An 8,700-nucleotide genomic window follows, 5' to 3' on the forward strand; every position below is an offset into this window, starting at 1 on the left:
GGAAATCGCCATTGCTGTTTCCGTTGAATGGAGTATAGTGAGTTAACATACCACCGTTAAGGCCGATTGACCAGGTACGGAAGTCTTTTTTGTCAAAACGTTTTGTTGTGTCAGAATTCATGTCCTGAGCAAATAAAGAAGTTGATAATCCTACCAAGGATAGTATCAACGCCGATTTTGTAATTTTTGAGTTCATTTTATTTTATTGTTAGATATTAAATACGTCCAGTTTTGTACTGAATGATTTGCTATACGTAATAATCCTGCCAAAGCACAGATTAGTTCCGGATATACCTCAAATCTCTTCATTATGAAGTGTTTAATATGCGCGCATAATTTTTTAACAGAATTGACTTTCCGGTTTAAAAGTTCAGTTTAGTGTATAGTATTTGCTACAAATGGCCTGTTTTAGACCAAAAGTTTAACAATTTCTTCATGCTGGTTTTATTTAAGCTGTTAAACCATACTGCCGGGCTCAGTGCGATGGATGGTGCTTAAATACTTCTTTTCTGATAGTATTAATTTTTTAAAAGCCGCATCACATTCATAAATTCTGATAATTTTGTACAGCCAATACAAAAATTGATTACGGCAAATATTTTGCATTACACATATATATGAATTTGAACAATGTCGATCTGAGCAATTGCGATAGGGAACCCATCCATATTCCAGGAAAAGTACAATCACATGGATTTCTGCTCGCAGTAGATGCTGAATCTTTAATGATCACTTATGCGAGTGAAAATTGTAAGGACTACATTGCTGCAGAGGCAAGAATGCTTTTAGGAAAACCTTTTGAACAGTTTGAAGTAATTGCCGGCTTAACGGGTAAAAACGGACAATTGTTACAGATGGTCCAGCTTGGCGCCTTCAAACAGGATTATGCTTCGGTCAATCCTTATCCCGTTCAAATCAATGATGTGGACTATTATATGATCATTTCTGCATCTGCAGGTTCATATCTGATAGAGTTTGAACCTGCAACAATAGAGTATGATATCCAGAACCAGATTGGCAAATCAGTTTCAGAGATTCTTGCAGGCAAAAACCTCAAGTCTCTTTTACACAATACAGCGAAAGCAATCAGGGATGTTATCCATTACGACCGTGTAATGATTTATAAATTTCTGGAAGACGGACATGGAGAAGTCATCGCAGAAGTAAAAAGCGAAGATCTGGAACCTTTCTATGGATTACATTATCCGGCATCTGATATTCCAAAACAGGCCAGGGAGCTATATAAGCTGAATTATACCAGGATCATTGCCGATGTGAACAGTACAAGTGCTCCGATTATTACTTTTGAAGAAGCTGCACCTCTGGACCTGACGCATTCAGTACTCAGGGCAGTATCGCCAATACATATTCAGTACCTGAAGAATATGGGGGTAGAATCCAGTTTTAGCATTTCCCTGATCGCTCATGGAGAGTTATGGGGACTGATTGCCTGTCATAATTACAGTCCTAAGTTTATCGATTACAAGGCGCGGGAAGGTGCTGCATTGATAGGAAAAATCGTTTCATCTGCGCTGGAATACAGAGAAGATGAAGAGCAGGAACAGCAGTCTAATACCTATCAGCTGGCAATGAGCCTGATTAGTCTTCACCTCACCAAGGATGAAGACCTCGTGTCGGCCCTTACCGGTCAGGAATACACAATAAAGGATATCGCAGGTGCTACAGGTGCGGCGGTATTATTTGAAAATGAGATCTCGGCAATAGGTGCTACACCAGATAATCTGCAGCTGCGGGAGTTGTTCGACTGGTTGAAGGCAACCATGCACGATGCTGTATATTTTACCCACCGTTTACCGGAGGTGTTCCCAGCTGCTAAAGCTTATAAAGAAGTTGGAAGTGGTATTATTGCGGCAATGATCTCTAAAGATATGGACGAGATTGTTGTCTGGTTCAGGCCGGAACAGATTACAGCAATTAACTGGGCGGGCAATCCTGATAAACCGGTGGTGATTTCGGAAAACGGACTGATGAACCTTTCGCCAAGAAATTCATTTGAGATTTTTTCTCAACTGGTAGAAAATACAGCAGTGAAATGGACGAAGACCGAAGTGTCCAATGTCGCAAAACTGAGAGAAAAGATCATTACTACGATCAATAAGAAAGCTGGAGAGATCAGAATCTTGAATGAACGTCTCAAAAGGGCGTATGAAGAACTGGACACATTTAGCTACACAATCTCGCACGACCTCCGAACTCCACTCACTTCTATTAAAAGTTACACGGAACTGGTGATCATGTCAAATAAATCATTGGATGAGCAGGGGAAAAATTTATTGAGAAGAGTTGTTGCCGGTGCAGATAAAATGAATTTCCTGATCAACGAGATTTTAAAGCTGGCCAGGGTGGGCAGGGCAGAAGTGGAATATACTGCTTTGGACATGGACAGAATTGTGAGAGACAGCGCGGCCGAAGTTATTTCTGCTGCCAATGCCGGCAGGGTGTCAGTTACTTTTGGAGAACTTCCTTCAATAATGGGCTCTCCTGTGCTGATCAGTCAGGTTTTTAACAACCTGATCGGTAATGCAGTAAAATATAGTTTTGCTAAAGACTATCCGGCTGTACATATAGAAGGGCTAAAAGACGGAGATGAAGTAATCTATAAAATACAGGATAATGGTATCGGAATAGATATTGCCCATCGTGAAAAAGTATTTGAACTTTTCAAAAGGATGGAAAATGTAAAAGATATTGAAGGCACCGGAGTAGGCCTGGCAATTGTAAAACGTATTGTTGAAAAGCACAATGCAAGAATATGGTTTGAAAGTGAACTGAAAGTTGGCACAATTTTTTACGTAGCATTCAAAATTTAAGACCATGGTAATGTCCCCGGATATATTTTACGTTGAAGATGATCAGGATTTTGCATTTATAATGCAATATGCTGTAAGGGAAGTGAGTGAAGATTTAACCGTGAGCATTGCAGAGGACGGCAATTCGGCTTTAGCTACATTGCAGCGTTTCGCCGAAGAAAAACACAGGCCTAAACTGATACTGCTTGATTTAAACCTGCCGGGAATTTCCGGATTAGATGTCTTGAAACGAATCAAAGAAATTCCTTTTTTTAAGTATGTACCGGTAATACTTTTTTCTACATCTGATGATCTGAATGATGTCAGGACATCCCTGGAGATTGGGGCCAATGCATTTCTGACTAAACCAAGCGGATATCATAACCTGATTATCTGTATGCGTTCTCTCTACGAATTCTGGTTTAATCAGAACAGAAGTATCAATTAACAGCCTTTATACCTATATTGCGTCATGCTTCAGGAAAAATTAAAGTCGGCTACAAGTGCTCATCACGATGAGTTGGAAAATCTGATGTTCGTTCGTGAGATCATGAATAAAACGCTGACGTTAGACCAATATAAAACATTGCTGGCAACCAATTACATTGTGCATGCCGCGATTGAATCAAAACTTCATGATGCGCTGGATACAGCTGTAAAAGATAGTCTCGATATAGAAAACAGGGACAAGCTTGCTGCTTTGGAGCAGGATCTTATAGAAATGGATATGCATAAGGAAGATCTCGATGCAATCAGCTTTGATTTCCTTCCTAAAGATCACAGCAATGCATCCTCTTTGGGAGCTATGTATGTGTTGGAAGGAGCTACACTCGGCGGCAGCGTCATCCAGAAAAAGCTGCGTGCAAATCCCGCATTTGAAAACCTGAGCTTAAACTATTACAACGTTTATGCACAAAACCTGATGCCAAACTGGTTAGGATTTGTGAAAGTTTTAAACAGCAGCGTACCGGAGTCAGATTTTCAGCTGGCAGAAGATAGTGCTGTGGATATGTTTCAGCATATTGCAGAGGTTTCGAAAACGGTTAAGAGTAGCTTTTCCTGATCAGGAGAGGCTATAACTCAAAAACTTCCCCTTTTTCCGGTATAGCAACTTCGTAGCCAGCTTCACGGATGGATGCAGCCAGGCTTTCCTGACTTTTACTTTCTCCGTGTACAAGGAACACCTTCTTCAGCGTTTCCGGATTTTGTTGTGTCACATTACCTAACAGGTCGTCATGATCACCATGTCCGCTAAGCAGATCGGTTTGTTTTATGGTAGCAAATACCATAAGGTCGCGGTGCCTTAGCCTCACGATAGGATCACCCCTGAGTAAACGGTTGCCCAGTGTTCCTTTAGCACAATAGCCAATAAATAAGATGGTACAATAATAATTCTGGATGTTATAGTATAAGTGGTCTTGTATACGGCCACCCTCCAGCATCCCTGCTGAAGAGATAATAATACAGGGCTCATGGTAATTTGAAATCGAAATACTTTCACGTTTGTCCTGAACATAGGATAATTCTTCAAATTCGAATTCATCACCTTTGCGTTTATAAAAGTCCTGGGATTCTTCATTCAGCAAGTGATGGTATTTACGGTACACGTCAGTTGCGAAACTTGCAAGCGGACTATCTACAAATATTTTCACCGGGGGCAGCAGTCCTTCGCTAAAGATTTTATTCAACGAATAAACGAGCGCCTGTGTCCTGCCAATACTAAAAGCCGGAATAATCAGTCTGCCCGGGAATTTAACACATGTTTCGTTGATCGTTTCTACAAGTTTCTCTTCGAGTGTAGTGTCTTTGCTGTGTGTCCTGCCACCATAGGTTGATTCAGAAACCAGGTAATCTACAGGTGGAATCGTTTGCGGATCTACAAGTACAGGATAATTTTTGCGGCCTATATCTCCTGTAAAAGCGATTTTCTTTTCTTTTCCGTTGTCCTGAAGTGTAAGCACTACTGCTGCAGCTCCCAGAAGATGGCCAACCGGAATAAACCTCAGGGAAATATCGGGATTAAGACTGAAATCCTTATCAAATGCGATGGTAACAAAGCGTTCCACCGTATCCATTACATGTTTATGCAGGTAGAGGGGTTTAGGGCCTGATCCTGCTCTTTTTCCTTTTGATCTTTTATTCTGTTTGCTTAGAAAGATGTTTACTGAGTCGAGCAACAACAGTTCAGTAAGGTCGGCAGTAGGAGGTGTGCATAGGATTTGTCCTGCGAAGCCCATCCTTACAAGGGTAGGCAGATTTCCGGAGTGGTCAATATGTGCGTGCGTCAAGATAACCACATCAATCTCCGAGGGTTCAAAGGGGAAATACTGGTTTTCTTCCTGATACGTATCCTTCTCATAATCCAGTCCGCAATCTATCAGGATGTTATAATTTTCTGACTGAAGTAAATGCATACTTCCCGTCACCTGTTTCGCCGCGCCCCATATTGTTAATTTCATCTCTCTGTATAATGTATCTTTGAAAACTCCTTTAAAACTGCTCCCATTAACGCCAACAGCTGTTGGCAGATTAGCAATATATCATTTTTAAAGGTAATGACAGTCAATTCCGAAAAATTGATTTTGCCGGTATCGCTATTTTATTGTCTTACAACAGCATTCAGTTTGACCTCGAAATTGTAATTTAGTTTTTCATTCAGCATTATACTGTTCACCTGTTTCCAGTTGAGCAGTTCATCTTTGAACTGGGGCGGATCCATACCAGAGTGTATAGCTGCATTTGTATAAAAAACAGCGCGGCTTGGATGCTCTGCTGAACAGGCATTATAGGTATAACCGAAGGCAGATTTTTCCAGAATTTTTAAGGTGATGCCTATACAGTCTGACAGGTGGATCAGATTTACAGGTGCCTGTCCGTTGGGTATAGCTGATTTTCCTGCAAAGAACCGTCCCGGGTTTCTATTCGGGCCAAACAAGCCACCGAACCTTATAATGGTAGTTTTAAAATTTGTATTCTCTTTCAAAAGGGATTCTGCTTTTAATATGGCTTTTCCAGAATCAGTATCAGGTACAGGCGTCGAGTTCTCATCGACCTCTGCGTTCAGGTCTCCGTAAACAGATGTGGAACTGATGAAAATCACATTTTGGATACTGCTGTGCGATGCCGCATTTGCGATCCTTTCAATTTTTGCCAGGAAAGTGTGCTGTTCAGCAGTACTTCTTTTGGGAGGTATACAAATAATGAGTATTTCACTATTGAAAAAATCGGGATCAAAGTCTTCTTCCGTTTCCTGAAAATTGACCATATAAGGAATGATGGACGATTCTTTTAATACTAGCTGTTTCTCTGCTGTCGTTGTTGAGCCTTTCACCGTGTACCCGTTTTTTGCAAGTTTTTCCGCGACTGCCAAGCCATACCATCCGCATCCAAGGATGCTGATTCCTTTATTTAAAGACTGTATCATAGTATTCAGGGTTACCCGATTTATTTAAAGTTCATAAAAAAAGGGGTAATGCTCAGCATACCCCTTTTTCAATTTTTTAACGAATTATCCTTAAAGAACAGTTACATTAGAAGCCTCAGGGCCTTTTTTACCGTCGTTCAATTCAAATTCTACATTGTCACCTTCATTCAATTCTCTGAATGAATCACCTGCAATCGCAGAGAAATGTACGAAAATATCTTTTCCTCCATCTTCTGGAGTTATAAAACCAAACCCTTTTGCAGAATTAAACCATTTAACTTTTCCTGTTGTACGCATATTATTATTATAAATTTCGCTGTGAAAATAATCAATTGAATACTAATATCCAAAATCTTAATTGCTTATTCTTTCGTAAAGTGTGGAATTTTAGCAAACCACCGGTGTTTATTTTTGTTGTTCTCCTATATAAACTATGCGTGATGACAAATATGAAGCAAAAAGTAGTCACTGACCAGGTTGAGAAAAGCAAAAGCGACTTATATGACCAGGATGAAAATCAGAATCTTGGCCTGGATGCCGATCACTCCTCAGATGATTCTGTCTATAAAGTTAACCTGAACAATGATAACGACCGTATTTCACATAATCCGGATGGAGAGGATGACGACCACGATACCTTGGAGGAACCGGGATCGTCGCCATTAATGGATAAATAAGGCCGTTTAAAGAACGTTTAGCACGTAAAGGATTCTCCAAAGTGATTTAAATTAATCTTGGCATCATTTTAGTAAATAGGGATATATTATTAATTCTCTAACTAAAAAAGATACACGATGAAAAAGTTAATAGCAATATTTGGAATTGTTCTGGCGATGTCGGCTTGTTCGAACGCTAAAAAAGAAGAAGCAATCAGACAGGCAGCTATAAAAGCTACCCGGGATAGTATGAGAGTGGATAGTTTCAAAAAAGCTGAAGTAGCCCAGAAAGAACTTGCTGTTCAGCAGGAGAAAGAAGCTGAAGAAAAGAGAATCTTAATGTTATCTGAAGCGAGGGCAGCAGAGAATGCTCCGGCAGCCAGGATGGCAGGTACTTCTTCATCTACTACGACTACAACTACCAAAAAGAAAAAAGGATGGAGCAGCGCAGCGCTTGGAACTGTAATAGGTGCAGGTGCAGGTGGACTTGGTGGTGCTTTAATTGATAAAAAGAAAGGTAGAGGTGCTATTATCGGCGGCGTAGCTGGTGCTGGTGCAGGTTACCTGATCGGTAGAGGACAAGACAAGAAAACTGGAAGAGCACAATAGTTCTTCCCTATATAAATACACTGGCCGTTCTCAATTATTTTGTGGGGTCATTATAAACAAAAAAGCCTGGTTCGTTTGAATCAGGCTTTTTTTTGTATTATTTCTTTTCCGGAGGTGTTGATACGATCTCACCGAATTCATTGACGTATGCCATCATACTTTCCAGGTCTCCTCCTGATGAATTTTGCTGGCGATCTTGCTTACGTTGCTCCTTATCTTCTTTTTTCTTCTGCCTGTTTTTTTCTAATTGCTTTTTCATGAAGGTTGCCTGAGACTTAGCCATAAATTTCCTTGGTTTAGTTAAAAAATAACTCTTCTCTGATGTTTACTTGTTAAGGCGATCCTAAATATCAACTTAAGGATCCATCTAGCCTGAATAAAACTTAAATCCGAGGCACCAACGGTAGGGGGCCAGGAAAAATTGAATCTAACCAATAGATTGATTAGCAAGTAAGTATTGAGAGAATAGTGTGTTTGTATTCCGTTCTCTACAAATATACAAAAAATAATCCATTTATGGGGTATCGGGGGTTACTTTAATCAAAGTGATTGCACATCATTTTGTAAATTATATGGCTGATCTGGTTAAATTTATTTTACTATTATAACTTTCAAATAATGTATTGGTCTGTTCTTCGAAATTATTGATTCATATTAATAATTTATATCATTTGTATTATGTTATTTATTAACAATAGTTAACTATTGGAGTATTTTCTATTCAGACAGCCTTAATTCAGCCAGTTTATTCATCTTTTTACCTCATCTCTTAGGTGTGTAAATAAATGCTCAAAGTGGGTAATTGGTCCCTTCATTGGTTGTGGAAGTATTGTTCAGGATATTTTGTTTATGAATAAAAAAATCTGCAAATATGGAATTTACGTAGGTGACTTATATTCACTAAAAGACTTCCTAATTGCTTTTAGAACCATTTTTAATGATTATTTAAAATAGCTTATATCACTCTCAGATGCCTGGGCGCTATTTTTGGCATAAAAATTATTAAAATATTTAAAAGTGGGGAATTTAATTTGGTTTTATTAGATAATTGTTGGTATTTTGTGGTGATAAAACGTTTAATTAACTTATTTGAAATTATTATTTGTCAACTATAATGACGAGTGTGGTGACTTTAGTTTTGTGATGAAGCAGCAGCCTCTTTATAGTTGAAATATTTATGATGAACGAGACGCTTTGACTA

The 8,700-nt window shown here is 39.3% G+C and carries 9 protein-coding genes; 5 read left to right on the forward strand and 4 right to left on the reverse strand.

Annotated features, from left to right (window positions below; genetic code table 11):
- The first annotated feature begins 617 nt into the window (after positions 1–617).
- From ABWY16_RS18005 to ABWY16_RS18015, 3 genes are read left to right on the forward strand one after another with little or no spacing between them, the layout of a single operon-like run.
- Entirely contained in the window at positions 618–2,831 is a 2,214-nt protein-coding gene (locus ABWY16_RS18005) for an ATP-binding protein (RefSeq protein ID WP_353906052.1), read from the forward strand.
- Positions 2,832–2,841: 10 nt separating this feature from the next.
- The gene (locus ABWY16_RS18010; protein WP_353906053.1) at positions 2,842–3,258 is read left to right on the forward strand and encodes a response regulator; all 417 of its coding nucleotides are present in this window, start codon (positions 2,842–2,844) and stop codon (positions 3,256–3,258) included.
- 24 nt (positions 3,259–3,282) lie between these two features.
- Positions 3,283–3,873: a biliverdin-producing heme oxygenase gene (locus tag ABWY16_RS18015; protein WP_353906054.1), complete on the forward strand. Its 591-nt coding sequence runs from the start codon at positions 3,283–3,285 to the stop codon at positions 3,871–3,873.
- Positions 3,874–3,883: 10 nt separating this feature from the next.
- On the opposite strand, the gene ABWY16_RS18020 is transcribed toward ABWY16_RS18015, so the two are convergent.
- The 3 genes from ABWY16_RS18020 to ABWY16_RS18030 form a co-directional block, all read right to left on the reverse strand.
- Positions 3,884–5,269 carry an MBL fold metallo-hydrolase gene (locus tag ABWY16_RS18020; protein ID WP_353906055.1) on the reverse strand — a complete coding sequence of 462 codons (1,386 nt, stop codon included), beginning with the start codon at positions 5,267–5,269 and terminating at the stop codon, positions 3,884–3,886.
- A 140-nt stretch (positions 5,270–5,409) separates the two neighbouring features.
- Positions 5,410–6,234 (reverse strand): SDR family oxidoreductase, encoded by an 825-nt coding sequence (locus tag ABWY16_RS18025; RefSeq protein WP_353906056.1) that lies wholly within the window; start codon positions 6,232–6,234, stop codon positions 5,410–5,412.
- A 90-nt stretch (positions 6,235–6,324) separates the two neighbouring features.
- Positions 6,325–6,531 (reverse strand): cold-shock protein, encoded by a 207-nt coding sequence (locus ABWY16_RS18030; protein ID WP_037438206.1) that lies wholly within the window; start codon positions 6,529–6,531, stop codon positions 6,325–6,327.
- Positions 6,532–6,674: 143 nt separating this feature from the next.
- Here ABWY16_RS18030 and ABWY16_RS18035 point away from each other — a divergent pair, with 143 nt between their 5' ends.
- Together ABWY16_RS18035 and ABWY16_RS18040 are read left to right on the forward strand one after the other, a co-directional pair.
- Positions 6,675–6,911 (forward strand): hypothetical protein, encoded by a 237-nt coding sequence (locus tag ABWY16_RS18035; RefSeq protein ID WP_353906057.1) that lies wholly within the window; start codon positions 6,675–6,677, stop codon positions 6,909–6,911.
- A gap of 117 nt (positions 6,912–7,028) precedes the next feature.
- Positions 7,029–7,499, forward strand: coding sequence for a YMGG-like glycine zipper-containing protein (locus ABWY16_RS18040; RefSeq protein ID WP_353906058.1), 471 nt, complete (start codon positions 7,029–7,031; stop codon positions 7,497–7,499).
- 97 nt (positions 7,500–7,596) lie between these two features.
- On the opposite strand, the gene ABWY16_RS18045 is transcribed toward ABWY16_RS18040, so the two are convergent.
- Positions 7,597–7,782, reverse strand: a complete 186-nt coding sequence (locus tag ABWY16_RS18045) for a hypothetical protein (protein WP_142529994.1) — start codon at positions 7,780–7,782, stop codon at positions 7,597–7,599.
- Between the last annotated feature and the right edge of the window lie 918 nt (positions 7,783–8,700).

The sequence above is a fragment of the Pedobacter sp. genome (genome assembly GCF_040513095.1).
Classification (GTDB): domain Bacteria; phylum Bacteroidota; class Bacteroidia; order Sphingobacteriales; family Sphingobacteriaceae; genus Pedobacter.